The organism is Pseudomonas sp. RT6P73 (assembly GCF_054897715.1).
In genome coordinates this window covers 1,758,717-1,775,889 of the sequence record NZ_JBUBUV010000002.1, presented here as the reverse complement: position 1 = coordinate 1,775,889, position 17,173 = coordinate 1,758,717, and the positions used below count along the sequence as shown (strand labels likewise).

General features: G+C 58.7%; 12 protein-coding genes and 5 tRNA genes. 6 read left to right on the top strand and 11 right to left on the bottom strand.

Features of this window, described 5'->3' with window-relative positions; translation table 11 throughout:
* Window positions 1–13: 13 nt before the first annotated feature.
* The 6 genes from ACYZT6_RS08700 to gltX all read right to left on the bottom strand — a co-directional run bounded on the left by ACYZT6_RS08700 (window position 14) and on the right by gltX (window position 2,972).
* Window positions 14–553: a TetR/AcrR family transcriptional regulator gene (locus ACYZT6_RS08700; protein ID WP_008028313.1), complete on the bottom strand. Its 540-nt coding sequence runs from the start codon at window positions 551–553 to the stop codon at window positions 14–16.
* A gap of 182 nt (window positions 554–735) precedes the next feature.
* Window positions 736–811 (bottom strand) — tRNA-Glu (locus tag ACYZT6_RS08695).
* Between the two features lie 80 nt (window positions 812–891).
* A tRNA-Ala gene (locus ACYZT6_RS08690) sits at window positions 892–967 on the bottom strand.
* 53 nt (window positions 968–1,020) lie between these two features.
* Window positions 1,021–1,096: transfer RNA gene (locus ACYZT6_RS08685), tRNA-Glu, on the bottom strand.
* 79 nt (window positions 1,097–1,175) lie between these two features.
* Window positions 1,176–1,251: transfer RNA gene (locus ACYZT6_RS08680), tRNA-Ala, on the bottom strand.
* A gap of 239 nt (window positions 1,252–1,490) precedes the next feature.
* Window positions 1,491–2,972, bottom strand: coding sequence for a glutamate--tRNA ligase (gene gltX / locus ACYZT6_RS08675; RefSeq protein WP_462026522.1), 1,482 nt, complete (start codon window positions 2,970–2,972; stop codon window positions 1,491–1,493).
* Between the two features lie 219 nt (window positions 2,973–3,191).
* On the opposite strand from gltX, the gene ACYZT6_RS08670 reads away from it, so the two are divergent.
* On the top strand, window positions 3,192–4,241 hold the full coding sequence (locus ACYZT6_RS08670) for an HlyD family secretion protein (protein WP_462026521.1): 1,050 nt from the start codon (window positions 3,192–3,194) through the stop codon (window positions 4,239–4,241).
* Window positions 4,231–5,781, top strand: coding sequence for an MDR family MFS transporter (locus ACYZT6_RS08665; RefSeq protein ID WP_462026520.1), 1,551 nt, complete (start codon window positions 4,231–4,233; stop codon window positions 5,779–5,781). Before ACYZT6_RS08670 ends, ACYZT6_RS08665 begins: the two co-directional genes overlap by 11 nt.
* A 131-nt stretch (window positions 5,782–5,912) precedes the next feature.
* On the opposite strand, the gene uvrB is transcribed toward ACYZT6_RS08665, so the two are convergent.
* Window positions 5,913–7,928: an excinuclease ABC subunit UvrB gene (uvrB, locus tag ACYZT6_RS08660; RefSeq protein ID WP_462026519.1), complete on the bottom strand. Its 2,016-nt coding sequence runs from the start codon at window positions 7,926–7,928 to the stop codon at window positions 5,913–5,915.
* 351 nt (window positions 7,929–8,279) lie between these two features.
* On the opposite strand from uvrB, the gene ACYZT6_RS08655 reads away from it, so the two are divergent.
* Together ACYZT6_RS08655 and ACYZT6_RS08650 are read left to right on the top strand one after the other, a co-directional pair.
* On the top strand, window positions 8,280–9,476 hold the full coding sequence (locus ACYZT6_RS08655) for an amino acid aminotransferase (protein WP_462026518.1): 1,197 nt from the start codon (window positions 8,280–8,282) through the stop codon (window positions 9,474–9,476).
* 223 nt (window positions 9,477–9,699) lie between these two features.
* Window positions 9,700–9,909, top strand: a complete 210-nt coding sequence (locus tag ACYZT6_RS08650; RefSeq protein WP_462026517.1) for a hypothetical protein — start codon at window positions 9,700–9,702, stop codon at window positions 9,907–9,909.
* Here ACYZT6_RS08650 and ACYZT6_RS08645 read toward each other — a convergent pair.
* A complete protein-coding gene (locus tag ACYZT6_RS08645) occupies window positions 9,906–10,136 on the bottom strand; it encodes a hypothetical protein (protein ID WP_131059524.1) in 231 nt (76 codons plus the stop codon). The two genes, ACYZT6_RS08650 and ACYZT6_RS08645, sit on opposite strands and share 4 nt — an antisense overlap.
* Window positions 10,137–10,363: 227 nt before the next feature.
* Between ACYZT6_RS08645 and ACYZT6_RS08640 the strand changes: the two genes are divergently transcribed.
* Window positions 10,364–10,439 (top strand) — tRNA-Asn (locus tag ACYZT6_RS08640).
* Between the two features lie 169 nt (window positions 10,440–10,608).
* Here the strand turns inward: ACYZT6_RS08640 and ACYZT6_RS08635 are convergent.
* The 3 genes from ACYZT6_RS08635 to ACYZT6_RS08625 form a co-directional block, all read right to left on the bottom strand.
* Entirely contained in the window at window positions 10,609–13,695 is a 3,087-nt protein-coding gene (locus ACYZT6_RS08635) for an efflux RND transporter permease subunit (RefSeq protein ID WP_462026516.1), read from the bottom strand.
* On the bottom strand, window positions 13,692–14,810 hold the full coding sequence (locus ACYZT6_RS08630; protein WP_462026515.1) for an efflux RND transporter periplasmic adaptor subunit: 1,119 nt from the start codon (window positions 14,808–14,810) through the stop codon (window positions 13,692–13,694). Before ACYZT6_RS08630 ends, ACYZT6_RS08635 begins: the two co-directional genes overlap by 4 nt.
* A gap of 176 nt (window positions 14,811–14,986) precedes the next feature.
* Window positions 14,987–15,607: a TetR/AcrR family transcriptional regulator gene (locus ACYZT6_RS08625; RefSeq protein WP_462026514.1), complete on the bottom strand. Its 621-nt coding sequence runs from the start codon at window positions 15,605–15,607 to the stop codon at window positions 14,987–14,989.
* Between the two features lie 87 nt (window positions 15,608–15,694).
* On the opposite strand from ACYZT6_RS08625, the gene ACYZT6_RS08620 reads away from it, so the two are divergent.
* On the top strand, window positions 15,695–17,164 hold the full coding sequence (locus tag ACYZT6_RS08620; protein ID WP_462026513.1) for an efflux transporter outer membrane subunit: 1,470 nt from the start codon (window positions 15,695–15,697) through the stop codon (window positions 17,162–17,164).
* The last annotated feature ends 9 nt before the right edge of the window (window positions 17,165–17,173 follow it).

The following is a 17,173-nucleotide window of genomic DNA, read 5'->3' as shown; positions in this document are numbered from 1 at the left end:
CAATGCCTTCAGGTCATAGCACCGCCGATTTGGCGGCGCGCAGCAATCGATCGGACAACTCTCCTGGCCCCAGCGCCCGCGCCAGAGCCAGACCACCGACCATCAAGGCCATGTCGGCCAAGGCTTTGTCGGTGTCTTCCGGGCTGGCCGCCAACTGCGCGACCATCATTTCCACATGCTCATTCAACGCCACGCGAAACGCGTCCGGCAGGCGACCCAGCTCACCGACAGACGCCGGGATCGGGCACGCTGACTCAGAGGAGTCACGGTGTTTGCGCGACAGATAAAACGCAGCCACCAACGCGCGACGTTCTTCGCCGGTCAATTCGGCGTCCATGTCGGCGATCAAGCCACGGCGGTGACCGAGTAGTTGCTTGAACGCTTCCAGCATCATTGCGTCCTTGCTTTCGAAGTGTGCATAGAAGCCGCCAACCGTCAGGCCGGCGGCGCCCATCACTTCGCCCACGCTCGGTTCGGCCGGGCCACGCTGAATCAGCGCTGCGCTGGCGGCCTTGAGAATGCGTTCGCGGGTTTGAGCTTTTTTATCGTTCATCGTTGCCTCCGAATATTACGACTAGAATATTATTCTCATAATAATTTTCCGCAAGTCGTGGATGTGACCGCTGGTCTGAAGAACAGTTTGAAAGAAAGGGGGATTTGGCCAAACGCCAGACAAACAAAAGGGCCATTCAATAATTGAATGACCCTTATAAAATCCCGCAGAGCGGGTAATCGTGGCGTCCCCTAGGGGACTCGAACCCCTGTTACCGCCGTGAAAGGGCGGTGTCCTAGGCCACTAGACGAAGGGGACGCAAAACCTTCTATACAACTGATCAGTGCTGAGAGCTGATCGATTCAAGGCCGGTGTGGCCAGACCTTGAACTGTAAAATTGGTGGAGCTAAACGGGATCGAACCGTTGACCTCTTGCATGCCATGCAAGCGCTCTCCCAGCTGAGCTATAGCCCCGGATTTTTCGCCTCGCGGCGGAGCGACATCTTGCAACATCGCTTCTGTAAAACTGGCGTCCCCTAGGGGACTCGAACCCCTGTTACCGCCGTGAAAGGGCGGTGTCCTAGGCCACTAGACGAAGGGGACGTAAACCCTTCTATACAACAGATCAACGCTGAGTGTTGATCGCTTCAAGGCCGGTGTGGCCAGACCTTGAAGTGTAAATTGGTGGAGCTAGACGGGATCGAACCGTCGACCTCTTGCATGCCATGCAAGCGCTCTCCCAGCTGAGCTATAGCCCCTCATCGCTGAGGACGGGGCGAATCTTAATGGCGCATCGGAAGGCTGTCAAACTTATTTTTAAAATATTTCAAAGTTTTTTGCCGACATAACAATCACTTACCGCCCTCCCCCCATAATTCCGGGGTATACCTAGATCTGTAGGAGCCAGGCTTGCCGGCGAATGAGACACCTCGGTGTGTCTGATACACCGCGTCATCGTTCTTCGCGAGCAAGCAACGCTCCTACAGAACCGTGGTGATCAGGCGATGTTGCCCAGAAGTTTTTCCCACTCCTTGTTTTCCTTCTTCGTCACGCCGCCCAGCAGATCGATGGCCTGGCGCAGACGGAAACGGGTCAGGTCCGGGCCGAGGATTTCCATCGCATCCAGCACCGATACCGAACTGGCCTGGCCCGTGATCGCGGCGAACATCAGCGGCATGGCGTCACGCAGCTTCAGCTCCAGAGATTCAACCACCGCCTGGATCGTCGCGGTGATGCTGTCTTTCTCCCACTGACGCAGGCTTTCCAGCTTCCACAGAATCAGTTGCATCAGCTGACGTACCTGATCGCCCGAGAGTTTCTTCGATTCGAACAGCTTGGCATCCGGGTTCACGCCACCGGCAAAGAAGAAACCGGCCAGCGGTGCAACCTGGCTAAAGGTTTCGACGCGGCCCTGCACGTGCGGCGCGATCTTCATCATGTATTCAGGGTTGAGTGCCCAGGTTTGCAGGCGCGAAGCAAACTCTTCCACTGGCAGATCACGCAGCCATTGGCCGTTGAGCCACGACAGTTTCTCGATGTCGAAAATCGGCCCGCCGAGGGAGACGCGGCTCAGGTCGAAGTGGTCGACCATTTCCTGCAATGAGAACTTCTCGCGCTCGTCCGGCATCGACCAGCCCATGCGGCCGAGGTAGTTGAGCATCGCTTCCGGCATGAAGCCCATGCGCTCGTAGAACGTCACCGAGGTCGGGTTCTTGCGCTTGGACAGCTTGCTCTTGTCCGGGTTACGCAGCAGCGGCATGTAGCACAACTCTGGTTGTTCCCAGCCGAAATACTCATAAAGCAGGATCAGTTTCGGCGCCGATGGCAGCCACTCTTCACCGCGCAGCACGTGGGTGATGCCCATCAGGTGGTCGTCGACCACGTTGGCCAGGAAGTACGTCGGCAGGCCGTCGGTCTTCATCAACACTTGCATGTCCATGCGATCCCACGGGATTTCGACATCGCCACGCAGCATGTCCGGCACCACGCAAACGCCTTCGCTCGGCACTTTCATGCGGATCACGTGCGGCTCGCCAGCGGCCAGGCGGCGTGCGACTTCTTCTTTCGACAGCAACAGCGCACGGCCGTCGTAACGCGGGGTTTCGCCACGGGCCATTTGCTCGGCGCGCATCTGGTCCAGCTCTTCGGCGGTGCAGAAGCACGGGAAGGCATGGCCCATTTCGACCAGTTGCTGGCAGTATTTCTGATAGATGTCGCCGCGCTCGCTTTGACGATACGGGCCGTGCGGGCCACCAACGTCCGGGCCTTCGCTCCAGTCGATACCCAACCAGCGCAAGGCATCGAAAATCTGCTGCTCGGACTCGCGGGTCGAGCGCAATTGGTCGGTGTCTTCGATCCGCAGGATGAACTCACCGCCATGCTGCTTGGCAAAGCAATAGTTGAACAAAGCGATGTAAGCGGTACCTACGTGGGGGTCCCCGGTAGGCGATGGCGCGATGCGCGTGCGGACGGTGGTCATGGCAAGTCTCGAATGAAGATAAAACAAAGGGCGAATGGTAACAGGCGACAGCCGCCCGGCTCCAGTCAGCAGGGCATTTAAGCCAAGGTTGCGTCTACAACGGGCCTGAGCCGCGATGAATGATGGATTATCAGCCGATGGCATTTACCCACTACCGACTGTATGCCAGATTCGCCTGCTGATAACTTTCCTTACAATTTCTCGACTACAGTCTGCCCCATGCCTGCCCAGCTCAAGCGTCGCCTGTTTATTTTCCTGCTGATCGTCCTGCTGATTGCCGGGGGCTTTTTTGCCCAATGGTTTTTCAAGGGGCGGTTTTATGAAAGCACCGACAACGCCTATGTCCAGGGCGAGATCACCCGTGTCTCGAGCCAATTGGGCGCGCGCATCGATCAGGTGCTGGTGCAGGACAACCAGCACGTCGAGAAAGGCCAGTTGCTGATCAAGCTCGAAGGCGATGACTTCCACCTCGCCGTCGACCGCGCCAACGCCACCCTCGCCACCCGCCAGGCCGAACGCCTGCAAGCCCAGAGCAAACTGACCCAACAAGCCAGCCTGATTGCCGCCAGCGAGGCGCAAGTCGCCTCCAGTCAGGCCAGCCTTGGGCGTTCACAGATCGATTTGTCCCGCGCACAAACCCTGCGCAAACCCGGATACGTGTCGGAAGAACGGGTGACCACCCTCTCCGCCGACAACCACATTGCCCGCTCGCAGGTAACCAAGGCCCAGGCCGATGCGCAAAGTCAGCGCCAGCAAGTGAACTCCCTGAGCGCCGAGATCAAGCGCCTCGACGCCATGATCGCCAATGCCAAAACCGACCTCGCCCAGGCCGAACTGAACCTGACCCGCAGCGAAATCCACGCGCCCATCAGCGGTTTGATCGGCCAGCGCGCGGCTCGCGAAGGCCAATACGTGCAGGCCGGCGCTTACCTGATGTCGATTGTCCCGGACCAGGACATCTGGATTCAGGCCAACTTCAAGGAAACCCAGATCGGCCACATGCAGCCCGGCCAGAAGGCCAAGCTGACCTTCGACGCCTACAGCGACACGCCGATCGACGCGCGGGTCGACAGCCTGTTCGCCGCCTCGGGCGCGCAGTTCAGCCTGTTGCCGCCGGACAATGCCACGGGCAACTTCACCAAAGTCGTACAACGGATTCCGGTAAAACTGACCTTCGCCGCGGACAACCCGCTGCACGGCAAGATTCGCCCGGGCATGTCGGTCACCGCCAAAGTGAACATCAAAGACGCCCCTAACGATGGCCGGTGATCAACTGATCCGCCCGGTCGGCGAACCGACCCGGCGGGACTGGATTGCGGTGATGAGCGTGATGCTCGGCGCCTTTATGGCGGTGCTCGACATCCAGATCACCAACTCGTCGCTCAAGGACATTCAGGGCGCGCTGTCGGCAACCCTGGAAGAAGGCTCGTGGATTTCCACCTCCTACCTGGTGGCGGAAATCATCATGATCCCGCTGACCGCGTGGCTGGTGCAGTTGCTGTCGGCGCGACGCCTGGCAGTCTGGGTCTCGCTCGGATTTCTCGCCGCCTCCCTGCTCTGCTCCATGGCCTGGAGCCTGGAGAGCATGATCATCTTCCGGGCGCTGCAGGGCTTTACCGGCGGCGCGCTGATCCCGCTGGCATTCACCCTCACCCTGATCAAACTCCCGGAACACCACCGCGCCAAAGGTATGGCGATGTTTGCCATGACCGCGACGTTCGCGCCCTCCATCGGCCCGACGCTGGGCGGCTGGCTGACGGAAAACTGGGGCTGGGAATACATCTTCTACATCAACATTCCGCCGGGGCTGATCATGATCGCTGGCCTGATGTACGGCCTGGAGAAGAAAGAAGCGCACTGGGAATTGCTCAAAAGCACCGACTACATGGGCATCCTCACGCTTGGTGTCGGCCTCGGTTGTTTGCAAGTGTTTCTGGAGGAAGGCCATCGCAAGGACTGGCTGGAGTCGAACCTGATCGTAACCCTGGGCAGCATCGCGCTGGTCAGTCTGATTACCTTTGTAATCGTGCAGTTTTCCAAGCCCAATCCGCTGATCAACCTCGGCATCCTGGGTAATCGCAACTTCGGTTTATCGAGTATTTCCAGCCTCGGGATGGGGGTCGGCTTGTACGGCTCGATTTTCCTGTTGCCGCTGTACCTGGCGCAAATCCAGAACTACAACGCTTTGCAGATCGGCGAAGTGATCATGTGGATGGGCGTGCCACAGCTGTTTCTGATTCCGCTGGTGCCGAAATTGATGAAGTACGTGTCGCCGAAATGGCTGTGCACGCTGGGCTTCGGGCTGTTCGGGTTGGCGAGTTTTTCTTCAGGGGTGCTGAACCCGGACTTTGCCGGACCGCAGTTCAATCAGATCCAGATCATCCGCGCACTGGGTCAGCCACTAATCATGGTGACCATTTCGTTGATCGCCACCGCTTACATCCTGCCGCAGGACGCGGGGTCGGCGTCGAGTCTGTTCAATATCCTGCGCAACCTCGGCGGCGCGATTGGCATCGCCCTCCTCGCGACCTTGCTGGATGCACGAACCAAGACGTACTTTGATTATTTGCGTGAATCCATCGTGCCGAGCAATGCGCAGGTGGCGGAGCGGATGGCGTCGATGACGGACCGGTACGGCAGTGAGACGGCGGCGCTGGGCAAGCTGAGCGAAATTGCGCATCAGCAGGCGTCGATCATGGCTTATAACGATGCGTTTCACTTTGTCGGGATTGCGTTGGGGATCAGCATGATTGCGGTGTTGTTGACCAAGGCGTTGCCGGCGGGACTCAAGGCTGGCGAGGCACATTAAGACCGAGTCGCCCCTTTCGCGGGCAAGCCTCGCTCCTACAGGGTTTTGCGTCGATCACCCATTTTGTGAACGACGCAAAACTGTAGGAGCGAGGCTTGCCCGCGAAGAGGCCAGTAAAGGCACCGCAAATCTCAGACAGTAATCAACCGCTCCCGCAACTTGGTGATTTCGTCACGCATCTGCGCCGCCGCTTCGAATTCCAAGTCGCGGGCGAGCTGGTACATCTTCTCTTCCAGCGCCTTGATGCGTTTGGCGACTTCCCCTGGCGAACGCAATTCCGCTTCGTACTTGGCGCTCTCCTCGGCAGCCTTGGCCATGCCTTTGCGCTTCTTGCTGCGTGAACCCGGTACGGTGGCGCCTTCCATGATGTCGGCCACGTCCTTGAACACCCCTTTGGGCGTAATGCCGTTGGCCAGGTTGAACGCGATCTGCTTGTCGCGACGACGCTCGGTTTCGCCAATCGCCCGTTCCATGGAACCGGTGATGCGATCCGCGTAGAGAATCGCCCGGCCATTGAGGTTACGCGCCGCACGGCCAATGGTCTGGATCAGCGAGCGCTCGGAACGCAAGAAACCTTCCTTATCCGCATCAAGGATCGCCACCAGCGACACTTCCGGCATGTCCAGGCCTTCACGCAGCAGGTTGATCCCCACCAACACATCGAAGGTGCCCAGACGCAAATCGCGGATGATTTCGACCCGCTCCACGGTGTCGATGTCCGAGTGCAGGTAACGCACGCGCACGCCGTGGTCGGCCAGGTAATCGGTCAAGTCTTCGGACATGCGTTTGGTCAGGGTCGTGACCAGCACCCGCTCTTCCAGCGCCACGCGCTTGCCGATTTCCGAAAGCAAATCGTCGACCTGGGTCAGCGCCGGGCGGATTTCGATCTGCGGGTCCACCAGGCCAGTCGGGCGCACCAGTTGCTCGACCACGCGACCGGCGTGTTCCGCCTCGTAATTGCCCGGGGTTGCCGAGACGAAAATCGTCTGCGGGCTGATGCCTTCGAATTCGTCGAAACGCATCGGCCGGTTATCCAGCGCTGATGGCAGGCGGAATCCGTATTCCACCAGCGTCTCTTTACGGGACCGGTCGCCCTTATACATGGCGCCGACCTGCGGCACGCTGACGTGGGATTCGTCGATCACCAGCAAGGCGTCGGCCGGCAGGTAGTCAAACAACGTTGGCGGCGCCTGGCCGGAATCACGGCCCGACAGGTAGCGCGAATAGTTTTCGATGCCGTTGCAATAACCCAGTTCGAGGATCATCTCCAGGTCGAAACGAGTGCGCTGTTCCAGACGCTGCGCTTCCACCAATTTGTTGTTGGAACGCAGGTAATCCAGGCGCTCCTGCAACTCGACCTTGATCCCTTCAACGGCGCCGAGCAGGGTTTCCCGTGGCGTCACGTAGTGGCTTTTCGGATAGAAGGTGAAGCGCGGCAACTGACGGGTGACTTCGCCGGTCAACGGATCGAAGGCGGAAATTTTCTCGACTTCATCGTCGAAGAGTTCGATGCGGATCGCTTCAAAGTCAGATTCCGCCGGGTGGATATCGATCACATCGCCGCGCACCCGGAACGTCGCCCGGGCAAAATCCATGTCGTTGCGGGTGTATTGCAAGTCTGCCAGGCGGCGCAGCAACGCGCGCTGATCGAGCTTGTCGCCGCGATCCACGTGCAGAACCATCTTCAAATAGGTTTCCGGACTGCCCAGGCCGTAGATGCACGACACCGTGGTGACGATGATCGCGTCTTTGCGTTCCAGCAGCGCTTTGGTCGCGGACAGCCGCATCTGCTCGATGTGGTCGTTGATCGAGGCGTCTTTCTCGATGAAGGTGTCCGACGACGGGACGTAGGCTTCGGGCTGGTAGTAGTCGTAGTAGGAAACGAAGTACTCGACGGCGTTGTTCGGAAAGAACGCCTTGAATTCACCGTATAACTGCGCGGCCAGGGTCTTGTTCGGCGCCAGCACCAGGGTTGGACGCTGGACCTGGGCGATCACGTTGGCGATGCTGAAGGTCTTGCCCGAGCCGGTCACACCGAGCAACGTCTGGTGCGCCAGGCCGGCTTCGATGCCCTCGACCATCAGGCGGATGGCTTCCGGCTGATCGCCGGCGGGCTCAAAGCGGGTGACTAGCTGGAATTCAGACATGTATACCTCTCGATTCTCGAAGCAGGGTATCGCGCCAGCGCGGTCAAACCGGCAGCAACGAGAAAGGCCGCAAACGACGCACGTCGCCCGAGGAAAAAACTGGATTGTGCTCAATGTGGTGCCGATTGCCCGCGCTTTCAAGGCAAACGTCCTACATCCCTTGAAGTCTTTGATGCCGACATTCGACTAATGGTCGAAAAATAATCGAAAAAACTTAACCTAAAAGCCGAATCGTCTGTCGCCATCAATCGCAGATGGCCTCTATACTAGCTCCCCGTTTGTGCACCGCTCTAGTGCATTCGGCTGGAGCGCGACACGTCCCTCCACACTCCATTCAGAGCCGCCGCAAAAATGAGCCTGTTCTCCGCTGTCGAAATGGCACCACGCGATCCAATCCTGGGCCTCAACGAAGCATTCAACGCCGATCCACGTACCACCAAGGTCAACCTGGGGGTCGGTGTTTACTGCAACGAGGAGGGGCGAATTCCACTCCTGCGCGCCGTTGTCGAAGCCGAGACGATTCGCGTCGCTCAACACGCTTCCCGTGGCTACTTGCCAATCGACGGCATCGCCGCCTACGACCAGGCCGTGCAGAAATTGCTGTTTGGCAACGACTCGCCGCTGATCGCTGCAGGCCGGGTCATCACCACCCAGGCCGTTGGCGGTACTGGCGCGCTGAAAATCGGTGCCGACTTCCTCAAGCAACTGCTGCCGAACGCTGTCGTGGCGATCAGCGACCCGAGCTGGGAAAACCACCGCGCGCTGTTCGAAACCGCCGGTTTCCCGGTTCAGAACTATCGCTACTACGACGCTGCGACCCACGACGTTAACCGTACCGGCCTGCTGGAAGACCTGAATGCCTTGCCGTCCGGTTCGATCGTTGTGCTGCACGCGTGCTGCCACAACCCGACTGGCGTGGACCTGAGCCCGGCGGACTGGAAAAACGTTCTGGACGTGGTGAAAGCCAAAGGTCACGTGCCGTTCCTCGACATGGCCTACCAGGGTTTTGGCGATGGCATCGACGAAGACGCCGCTGCCGTGCGTCTGTTCGCTGAGTCGGGCCTGACGTTCTTCGTTTCCAGCTCGTTCTCCAAATCCTTTTCGTTGTACGGCGAGCGCGTGGGCGCCCTGTCGATCGTCAGCGAATCGAAAGAAGAAAGCGCGCGCGTGCTGTCGCAAGTCAAACGCGTGATCCGCACCAACTACTCCAACCCGCCGACCCACGGTGCAAGCATCGTCGCCGCCGTGCTGAACAGCCCGGAACTGCGCGCTCAATGGGAAGAAGAACTGGCTGAAATGCGCCTGCGGATTCGCGGCATGCGCATCCAGATGGTTGAGCAGTTGGCGAAGCAAGCGCCACAGCGTGATTTCAGCTTCGTCGGTCGTCAACGCGGCATGTTCTCCTACTCCGGCCTGACCGTTGAGCAAGTCACCCGCCTGCGCACCGAGTTCGGTATCTACGCCCTGGACACCGGCCGCATCTGCGTGGCGGCGTTGAACCAGAGCAACATCGACGCGGTGACCAAGGCCATCGTTGCGGTGATCTGAGTCGTTGCGTGATACGAAAAACGGGAAGCCTTTTGGCTTCCCGTTTTTATTTGTCGCAGATAAGTGTCAAAGCGCTATCGGCGCCCTCTAAACTCCACACAACGATGCACCTGTAGGAGCGAGGCTTGCCCGCGAAGCTTTGAGCGTCAGAGAGGACGCCTTCGCGGGCAAGCCTCGCTCCTACAGATTATGTGTACACCTGAGAATTCTGAAGAGAGCCCACATGAAAAACGATGACCTGCGCGCTGAGCGCGATGACTTGGACGACTTGAATGATTTCACCCCCCGCGCCCCGGCCAAACGCGGTAACAACCTGGTACTACAAGTGGCTGCTGGCGTATTCCTCGGCGGCCTGGCCTTGTGGCTGGTGCAACTGGCCGCCACGATGCTGTACGCCAAACTGATGCTCGCCACGGTCACGTTCGGCGGTTAAGCCAGTTCGGTGGCACGTTGAGTGGCGGCGTCGTCATAGGCGACGTAGAGCGATTCGGCGACCTGACTCTTGATCGCTTTGGCGCTTTCCAGACCGAGGACGAAACCTTCAGCCTTGCCGCCCGCGCGGTTCAAATCGTCAGCGGTGCTGGCCTGAGTGATTGCGTCGAACAGCTTCTCGGCGTGCGGGCCGACACCTTTGGGCAGGCTGATCTGAGCGATGCTCATGCGAACACCCCATTGTCTTTAGGGGTGAAGATTGGGTGATTCATGGCACGTACCTTTTCGGCGAATGGCCGGCAGCGCGTGTAACCACTTCCGGGCGGCCATGGTAGACCTCTGAGGCGATTCTGGTAACCGCCCATGGCCGATAAACCACCGTCCGTCTCGATGAATCCATCAAGTTGTTAACAGACGCTTGACTTCTCTTTTTGAATCAGTAACATACGCGCTATTCCGCGATAGCTCAGTTGGTAGAGCAAGTGACTGTTAATCACTGGGTCCCTGGTTCGAGTCCAGGTCGTGGAGCCAGACAAGGTTCCAGAGAAGGCTTTCAAAATCTCTGAAACCCCCGAAAAACCCGCCTTCTGGCGGGTTTTTTTCGTTTTGACGTTCCGTCAGAGCATCATTCGCGAGGCGAAGCGCCTCCGGCTTATCACAAACACCGAAGTCACCAGCAAACGATCCAGGCACGCAGGTATCAAGCAACATGAGTGTTCGCGGCAAGCTCATTCGCGGGCACAGGCTTGATCTTGAACCAGAGGGCGTACATCGCTGGCAGGAACACCAGGGTCAGCACGGTGCCGGCAAACGTACCGCCAATCAAGGTGTAGGCCAACGTTCCCCAGAACACCGAATGGGTCAGCGGAATGAACGCCAACATCGCCGCCAACGCAGTGAGAATCACGGGCCTCGCACGCTGCACAGTGGCTTCGACCACGGCGTTGTAAGGTGACAGGCCGGCCTGCTTATTGGAGTGAATCTGTCCGATGAGAATCAGCGTGTTGCGCATCAGAATCCCTGACAAGGCAATCAGCCCCACCAAGGCGTTGATCCCGAACGGCTGCTGGAACAGCAGCAGAATTGGCACCACACCAATCAGGCCCAAAGGCGCGGTGGCGAACACCATCATCATTGCCGACATCGAGCGCACCTGAATAATGATGGTCAGCAACATCAGCGCGATCATGATCGGGAACAACGGCAGCAATGCCTTGTTCGCTTTACCCGACTCCTCGATCGAGCCGGCAAACTCAATCCGGTAGCCCGCCGGCAGTTTTTCGATGATGGGCTGCAACTGCGTTATCAAGGCGTTGGAGACATCGGGAGGTTGAAGACCTTCAGCCACGTCACCGCGCACAGTTATCGTCGGCGTACGATCACGACGTCGCAGAATGGGCTCTTCCATGCGCACATCCACCGCCCCTACCTGGGACAGCGACACGCGCTGCCCTTGGGCGCCGGTCAGCGTGAAGGCGGCAATTTTCGACGGATCCAGACGCGTCTCTCCCGCCGAGCGAGCGACCACCTGAACCGAACGAATGTCCTCACGCACCTCGGTGACAGGCACCCCCGTGAGCAGGAATTGCAGTTGTTGTGCGACATCGTTCGAGGTCAAGCCGAATGCTTGCAGGCGATCCTGATCCAGCGTGAGATGAAGTGCCGGTGTGCGCTCGCCCAAGTCGGTGTTGACGGTCCTCATCATGGGGCTGGCGGTCATGACCTCACGCACCTGCGCGGCGATATCTCGCAACACCGCGGGGTCGGCGCCCATCACCCGAAAGGCCACCGGATACGGTGAATAAGGGCCAAATACCAACTGCGTCACCCGCACCCGGGCTTCAGGCGCCAAGCCATCGGCCGCGGCTTGCCTGAGGCGGATCTTGAGCGCCTCACGCTCTTGCTGATTTGCCGTCAGGACGACGATTTTTGCGAAGGATGGATCGGGTAGCTCAGGTGCCATCGCCAAATAGAAGCGCGGCGCGCCCTGGCCAATGTAAGCGGTGACGATCTTGGCCTCCGGCTGCTGAGCCAACCACACCTCGACCTTGGCCGCGGCCACATCAGTCTGTTCGATCGACGTGCCGTAAGGCATCTGCACCTCAACCAGCACCTCCGGCCGGTCGGACGTTGGAAAGAACTGCTTCTTGACCACGCCCATGCCCAGAATCGCAACAACAAACAAGCCAACGACGGATGTAGCCACCAGGCCTTTGCGGCGGATCACACTGCCCAGCAGGCGCCTGAAACGCTGGTAGTTCGGTGTACCGTAAATCGCCGTATGCCCGCCTTCAGGCACTTTGATCTGCGGAAGCAGCTTGACGCCCAGGTAAGGGGTGAACACCACGGCCACCACCCAGGAAGTGATCAGCGCAATACCAACGATCCAGAACATATTTGCGGTGTACTCACCGGCGGTCGACTTGGCAAAACCGTTGGGCATAAAACCGATCGCCGTCACCAACGTACCCGACAACATCGGCGCGGCTGTGTGGCTCCAGGCATAAGCGGAGGCCTTGATTCGGTCGTAGCCCTCCTCCATCTTCACCACCATCATTTCAATGGCGATAATTGCATCGTCCACCAGCAGCCCCAGCGCCAGAATCAACGAGCCCAAGGTAATTCGATCGAAGTCCTTGCCCGTGGCCGCCATGACAATGAACACGGCGGCCAGGGTCAGCGGTACCGCCGCGGCAACCACGACGCCGACACGCCAGCCCATGCTGAGAAAACACACCAGCAGCACCACGCCCAGGGCAGCGAAAAACTTCACCATGAACTCGTTGACGGAGGCACCAATGTTCACCGCCTGATCCGTGACCTTGATCAGGCTCATGCCCAAAGGCATCTGCTCGTTGATCGCTGTCGCCTCGGCCTCCAGCGACTTCCCCAGATCCAGACCGTTCCAGCCATCGCGCATGACCACGCCGAGCAACAATGCGGGCTCACCATTGTTGCGTACCAGGAACGTCGCAGGGTCCTCATAACCGCGCTTGACCTCAGCCACATCGGACAACTTGAGGGTTCTGCCCTGCACCGTCAGTGGGGTATTACGAATCTTCTGCAGGTCATCAAACGCGCCATCCAGGCGGATGAAAACCTGTGGGCCCTTCGCTTCAACTGAGCCGGCCGGCGTTATCATGTTCTGCGTGTTCAACGCACTGAAGATGTCTCGAGCGGAAATGCCCAGTGTCGCCAGACGCTCGTAGGACAGCTCGACAAAAATGCGCTCGGCCTGCTCACCGATGATGTTGACCTTCTTCACACCCGCCACATGCAGCAGACGCTGGCGCAAACTCTCGGCTTCGCGCACCAACAGACGTTGCGGCTCGCCCTTGGCCTTGAGCGCATAGAGCGCGAAAGTGACATCCGAATACTCATCATTGACCATCGGGCCGATCACCCCAGACGGCAACCCCTTCTGTTCATCCAGGATTTTCTTGCGCGCCTGGTAAAACTCCTCCTGGACGGCTGAGGGCGGCGTGCTATCGAGCAGATAAACCGTGGTGAATGCCAAGCCGGGCCGGGTAAAGGTCTCGGTCCGGTCGTACCAACGCAGTTCCTGCATGCGTTTTTCCAGCTTTTCTACTACCTGGTCCTGTATCTCCTGGGCCGTCGCCCCAGGCCAGGCGGTGACCACCGTCATTTGTTTAATGGTGAATGCGGGGTCTTCCGCACGCCCCAGTTTGAAGAAGGCGTACAACCCACCCACAGAAATCAGCAGGATCAAAAACAGGGTAATTGAGCGCTCGCGTACTGCCAGCGCCGACAGATTGAAGCCGCTCATCGACTCACCTCAACCACCGTTTTTTGCGTGGCGGCAAGTTCAGTCCTGACCTTCTCTCCCTCATTCAATAAGTGCGCACCCAATGCGACGACACGATCACCCACCTGGAGATCACCCGTCACGCGCACGCTGGCCTCGTTATTCAGGCTGAGAACCTTGATCGGGCGCCACACCACATGCTGCGGTTCTCCCTCAACTACCCAGACACCCGGGCCTTTACCCGCGTCGTAGAGGGCCCCGATGGGCACCTGCAATTCCTTGGCATCAGCAACATCCGTGTCAGCGATAACCACTGAGATCGTCGAACCCAGGGTGGCGTTGGAGAGCGCCCCCTCCAGTACATAACGCGCTTCAAACGTTCGGGTCTGTCGGTCGGCAGAGTCGGACAACTGGCGTAAACGCGCTTTACCTGCAGTCTGGTGCTGGCCGTATAGCTCAACCGTCCCCGAAGATCCCAAAGCAGGGCGTAACGTCTCGGGCAACTGGATCACCGCCTCGCGCTGCCCTGAGTGAGCAACACGCACCACCACCTGACCTGCGCCAATCACCTGCCCCGGCTCAGCCAAGGTGTCCACCACAACCCCATCAGCATCCGCCAATAACGTCGAGTAACCGGTCGCGTTTTTCGCCACATCAGCCTGGGCTTGGGCAGCGTTGAGTTGGGCCTTCGCCGAGTCGGCAGCCGCTTTGAACCCTGCGTAAGCTGAGGCAGATACCGCTCCGACGGACACCAGATCACGGTAGCGAAGCTCATCATCGGAGGCCTGTCGGGCTCGGGCCATAGCGGCCAGCACCGCTTCCTGCTGCGCCCTCGCGGTCAGCGTCAGGTCGTTGGCATCGATGCGCATGAGTGGCTGCCCACGTTTGACACTCTGCCCAGCGTCCACCAAGCGCTCCAGGACTTTCCCTGGCACCCGAAAACCGAGATCGCTCTGAACTCGAGCCGCGACGATACCGGTGAATACCCGTGCCGCAGGCGCGGAGGGTTGAACCACGCCGGTGCGCACCAAGGGCACTTGAAGACGAGGATCGGCAGGCGTGGCCTCGTTGCAGGCCGCCAGGGCAAACGGCAACAAGACAATGAAAATGAGTGACATGCGGCGGCACTGGATCATAAAGACCTCTCGGTAGCGGATGCGCCATGCTTAATCAAGTGACTAATTCTGTCAATAGTCACCACCAGGGCAAATGAACATCGCTCACTCGATCAGAGCAAAGCAGAGAGGCTTGTTATCTAGTTTTTCAGGCGCACACGCTGATACGGATGCGCAGCGCATCCGTCAGCAGAGGTTTAAGGCATCAGGCTGCGCAGAACAAGATTGGAGATGAGAGAAGGGGCTTCTTCAACGAAATCGAGGTTGTACTGCAATAGCAGAGGATTGATGAAGGGCCGCAGAGCGAGATGAATCGACTCCACCGTCTCATCCAGCGGTGTCTTGCGTTCAAATTCACCAAGCTCTCGCCCCTCACGCACGATTTGCAACACGAAGTTCTTGATCTGAGCGTCATAGACTTGCGAGCTGGGCCAGCGCTCCGACGCGGAGAACGCTGCGATGTCATAGAGTTTACGGTCGTTAAAGAACAGGCTCACACCTGTAGCGATCAAGGTTTTGACCAGGCGCCGAAAACGTTCAGTCGGCGAGATGCCGTCTACATTGATGGCCTGCTCCACTGCCGCAACGATTTCAGTCAGGCAATTTGTACAAATTGCGTTACCAATCGCCTGCTTGGATTCAAAGAACTTGTAGATGTAAGCCTTGGAAAAACCAATGGCCTTGGCTAGGTCAGAAACCGTTGTTTTGCCATAACCATACTGACTGAAATGCTCGTTGGCCGCCGCGACAATCTGGTCTCGAATGTCGTGATCGACTGGGCCTCGGGCGCTGGGCGAAGAAACTGATGGCTGATTCATGCGAGCAGCTTACTCATCCCAAAGGTGGTTGACAACTCGTGACCAAATCGTAATATCGTCACAAAACGACCCTTTCGCAGGTATCACATGCACCCTCCTCCTCGTTTCGCCGTCTTACTGTATTTGGGTATGGTTGCAGGTTGCGCAGTGGGCCCCGACTACTCAGAACCCAGTGTGGAATTGCCCGAGCATTTCTCGGCGCAAACGTCCAAGGCACGACAAGTTGGCGCCGCAAATGCCGATCTCGCCGCTTGGTGGAACGCATTTAATGACCCGATACTCAATCAGCTGATAAATCGAGCACTTGAACAGAACCTCGATTTAGCCCAGGCAGGCGCAAGGATTGAGCAGGCTCGCGCCGGTTTGGGCGCAGCTAACGCAGCCCTCCTGCCGTCGGCTACCGTCAATGGTCAAGCGGCCCGAGCCCGTCAGTCATTGGAGACTCCGTTGGGCCAAGTGCTGAATTCAGACCCTTCCTACAATCGCTACGGCAGTGCCTATGAGGCGAATTTGAATGCCGGCTGGGAGTTGGATGTGTTTGGCGGGCTGCGCCGCAGCCAAGAGGCGGCCTTCGCCGATTATCAGGCCTCACAAGCCGGGGCGATTGCCACACGCCTGGCGGTGGTCGCGCAAACAGCCGACCTTTACATCAGCATCCGTGGCCTGCAAGCACGCCTGGAAATTGCCCGGCAGCAAGTAGACACACGACAACAACTGCTCACCACCATCGAACATCTCTACGCAAGAGGCCTGGCGGCTGAACTGCAGTTGAATCAGACCCAAGGCGCGCTGAATCAAGCGCAGGCCACCGTTCCAGTACTGCAAGCAGGCATTGACGCGGCTATGAATGCGCTGGATGTCATGTTGGGCAAGGCGCCCGGCACTTATAGCGCGCAGTTGACTAAGCCGGCGCCCATCCCTGATGTGCCAGGCCTCTCGGACATGGGCGCTCCGGCCGACCTGCTGCGGCGGCGTCCAGACTTGATCGTCGCTGAGCGCCGGCTTGCGGCATCCAACGCACGCATCGGCGAAGCCATGTCCGAGTACTACCCCAAACTGTCTGTGGGGGCGCTGCTCGGCAGTGCTACCTCGGTATCCAGCGCAAACCTGTTCAGCAACGGCGCCAGTCAGGCTTCGGCGGCACTGGGATTACGCTGGAGGCTGTTCGATTTTGGCCGCATCAACGCTCAAATTGATGTGGCGAAAGGTCAAGAAGCCGAAGCCTTAGCCGCTTACCGCCAGTCCGTTCTGCGGGCCTGCGAAGATGTCGAAAGCGCTTTTTCGGCGCTAATCAACCGCGAGCAACAGTCGACACAACTCGCCCAAGGGGAGTCGGCGTATGCGAAAGCCCGAGCGACGTCGTTTGTCGCCTATGAAAAAGGCGTGGTCAGCCTGATCGAAGTACTGGATGCCGATGAACACCTTTTAGCGGCATCTGATGGCAGAGCTCAGGCACAAACTGAATCGGCTCGCGCTGCGGTGGCCACGTTCAAAGCATTGGGCGGCGGTTGGCAGCGAGACGACTCAGATGCTCGCGTTGCCTCAAAGACACGGTAGAGCTGTGAC

Excerpts from the sequence above, each read along its gene's own strand:
- ACYZT6_RS08700 (WP_008028313.1), bottom strand. The coding sequence starts at position 553 with ATGAACGATAAAAAAGCTCAAACCCGCGAACGCATTCTCAAGGCCGCC.
- gltX (WP_462026522.1), bottom strand. The coding sequence starts at position 2,972 with ATGACCACCGTCCGCACGCGCATCGCGCCATCGCCTACCGGGGACCCC.
- ACYZT6_RS08670 (WP_462026521.1), top strand. The coding sequence starts at position 3,192 with ATGCCTGCCCAGCTCAAGCGTCGCCTGTTTATTTTCCTGCTGATCGTC.
- ACYZT6_RS08665 (WP_462026520.1), top strand. The coding sequence starts at position 4,231 with ATGGCCGGTGATCAACTGATCCGCCCGGTCGGCGAACCGACCCGGCGG.
- uvrB (WP_462026519.1), bottom strand. The coding sequence starts at position 7,928 with ATGTCTGAATTCCAGCTAGTCACCCGCTTTGAGCCCGCCGGCGATCAG.
- ACYZT6_RS08655 (WP_462026518.1), top strand. The coding sequence starts at position 8,280 with ATGAGCCTGTTCTCCGCTGTCGAAATGGCACCACGCGATCCAATCCTG.
- ACYZT6_RS08650 (WP_462026517.1), top strand. The coding sequence starts at position 9,700 with ATGAAAAACGATGACCTGCGCGCTGAGCGCGATGACTTGGACGACTTG.
- ACYZT6_RS08645 (WP_131059524.1), bottom strand. The coding sequence starts at position 10,136 with ATGAGCATCGCTCAGATCAGCCTGCCCAAAGGTGTCGGCCCGCACGCC.
- ACYZT6_RS08635 (WP_462026516.1), bottom strand. The coding sequence starts at position 13,695 with ATGAGCGGCTTCAATCTGTCGGCGCTGGCAGTACGCGAGCGCTCAATT.
- ACYZT6_RS08630 (WP_462026515.1), bottom strand. The coding sequence starts at position 14,810 with ATGATCCAGTGCCGCCGCATGTCACTCATTTTCATTGTCTTGTTGCCG.
- ACYZT6_RS08625 (WP_462026514.1), bottom strand. The coding sequence starts at position 15,607 with ATGAATCAGCCATCAGTTTCTTCGCCCAGCGCCCGAGGCCCAGTCGAT.
- ACYZT6_RS08620 (WP_462026513.1), top strand. The coding sequence starts at position 15,695 with ATGCACCCTCCTCCTCGTTTCGCCGTCTTACTGTATTTGGGTATGGTT.